This window comes from Kitasatospora sp. NPDC004799 (assembly GCF_040609095.1).
Taxonomy (GTDB): Bacteria; Actinomycetota; Actinomycetes; order Streptomycetales; family Streptomycetaceae; genus Kitasatospora.
In genome coordinates, this window is the sequence record NZ_JBEXJK010000719.1 from 1 (window position 1) to 2,003 (window position 2,003).

Genomic DNA, 2,003 nt, shown 5'->3' on the forward strand with positions numbered 1-2,003 from the left:
AGGGCTGGTTGAGCACCGCGGCGCAGGCCGCGACGTCGGTGCCGGGCGTGGTCGGGGCCGCGGTGGCCGCGGTGGCCGGAGCCGCCGCGAGCCCGACTATCCCTGCCGCCGCCAGCGTCGCAGCTGCGATCCGAGTGCGCATCATGTGAACCTCCTTGGAAATCAAGGGAATCTCACTCCTTGGGATGAGTCTTGCACACATCGTGGACATCGCGGGGTGTGCGTTGCGTCACACTCATGGTGACCGTTCAACTACATCCTGCAACCATTCGCCCTCTGTTCAGCACTCGGACAACTCCCGTCCTGACGGGCGATCGGTTCATCGGCGGCAGCGCCGTCCGCCGCCCGGCCGCCCTCACTCGTCCGGGTGGCCGTGCACCTCCGGGGCGGATCGGACGGATACCATCGACCCGCTCCCACGGAGGTGCTGCGTGGACACGGTCATCGTGCAACTTCCCGGCCCCGGGCCCGAGATGGCGCCCGGACGAGCCCCCGGCCTGCTGCGGATGGGCCCGGGCGAGGCCGCGGCGTTCGGGCGCGGGGAGCCCGGGCGTCCGGTCCCCATCCCGCTGCCGGACCAGGGCGTCTCCCGCCGGGCGGGCCTCCTTGCCGAGCCGCCCGGGTGAGCCGCCGGTCCCCAGCCGCCCGTCCTCAGCCGCTCGTCCCCAGCATCCGTCCTCAGCCGTCGGCGAGCAGCGCGGCCAGGTCGGCGTCGGTGGGGCCGCAGCAGCGCTCCTGCTGCTCGGAGACCAGCGCGTAGGTGCGGTCCAGCCAGGCCTGCACCCGGGGCTTGGACGCCTCCAGCAGCGCGCTGCCGTGCGGGGACTCCAGCGCCAGGTGCAGCGTCGAGCCGTGGCACGGGCAGTACGCCGGCCACAGCTTGACGTCGCCCTGGCCGCTCAGCGCGCGCAGGCCGTCGCGCAGCAGTTCGCGCGAGAACACCCAGTCGGCCTCGTCCGGCCGCCCCAGGTGGAAAGTCAGCAGCACCTCGTACGGGCGCGCGGCGTCGAACCGGAACCGGGTGCGCACCTCGCCGACCACCTCCTCGCCCAGCGAGATCCGCAGGATCAGGACCTCCTCCTCCACCGCCGCCGGAGCGGCGGTGGAGCCCTCCCCATCGCCGCCCGTGGGGGTGGCGGCGAGGGGTGCACTGGAGGCTGCGGACAGCGGGTCGGGCGGCATGACGGTCTCTCCGGGACGGCGTGGGATGTCCTCAGCCTGCGCCACCCCCGACGTGGCGGGCAAGGGTTGCAAGGGGGTTGCAACACCCCCCGTCCCGCGCGGCCGACCGGGCTCCATCCTTATCGGACGGAGCGTCAACTTCCAAGTGTGGAAAGGGTGTCCACGAATCGGAGCGGACCGGCCGGAATGCGGTCACCCCGCTGGTACGCTCTCCCCCTCCCCGCGCGGGCCCGCGCGGAAGCGGCCCTCGGCGGCCGCCCGGCCGGGCCCGACGGCGGCGCGTGGGAGAATACGGCGACGCGACGGCGGCTTCGGGGAGGGAGGGGTCCGTTGGCTGTGCGCGAGGACACCGCGCGGGACGTACGGCACGAGCCCGCGCGGCAGGGCCGGCACGGTCGGCCGCGCCCGTTCGGCGGCCTGTTCCGGCTGCCCACGGTGCGCTTCTCCGGCGCCGCGATGGCGATGTCCACCGTGGTCGGCATCAGCATCGCCACCACGCTGCTGCTCAACGAGCAGCAGGGGATCGGCCGCCGGGCCGGGGTCGCCCGGGTCGGCACCACCCCGCCGCCCACGCCGGGCGCCACCGACCAGGCCGACGCGGCCTCGGCGCAGACCCCGACCGACGGCTCGTCGCCCGCCCCCTCCGCCGGTCGGCCCTCCGCGGGCCGGCCCTCCGCGCACGTCTCGCCGCGCCCCTCGGGGCCCGCACCGGTCGCCGCCACCCCACCCGCTGACCCTCGCCCAGCAGGCCACCGACGTCCCGGCGCAGAGCCCGCTGTTCACCTCGCTGCTCAACTACCGCCACAGCCCCGGCGCCGCGA

The 2,003-nt window shown here is 75.0% G+C and carries 1 protein-coding gene and 2 pseudogenes; 2 read left to right on the forward strand and 1 reads right to left on the reverse strand.

The window, feature by feature from the left end; translation table 11 throughout:
- Positions 1-431: 431 nt before the first annotated feature.
- Positions 432-608: pseudogene (locus tag ABZW03_RS40230) on the forward strand (serine/threonine protein kinase); the annotation flags it as partial.
- Positions 609-678: 70 nt separating this feature from the next.
- Here ABZW03_RS40230 and ABZW03_RS40235 read toward each other — a convergent pair.
- Positions 679-1,182: an SsgA family sporulation/cell division regulator gene (locus ABZW03_RS40235; RefSeq protein WP_355269759.1), complete on the reverse strand. Its 504-nt coding sequence runs from the start codon at positions 1,180-1,182 to the stop codon at positions 679-681.
- Positions 1,183-1,512: 330 nt separating this feature from the next.
- Here ABZW03_RS40235 and ABZW03_RS40240 point away from each other — a divergent pair.
- A pseudogene (locus ABZW03_RS40240) lies at positions 1,513-2,003 on the forward strand (hypothetical protein); the annotation flags it as partial.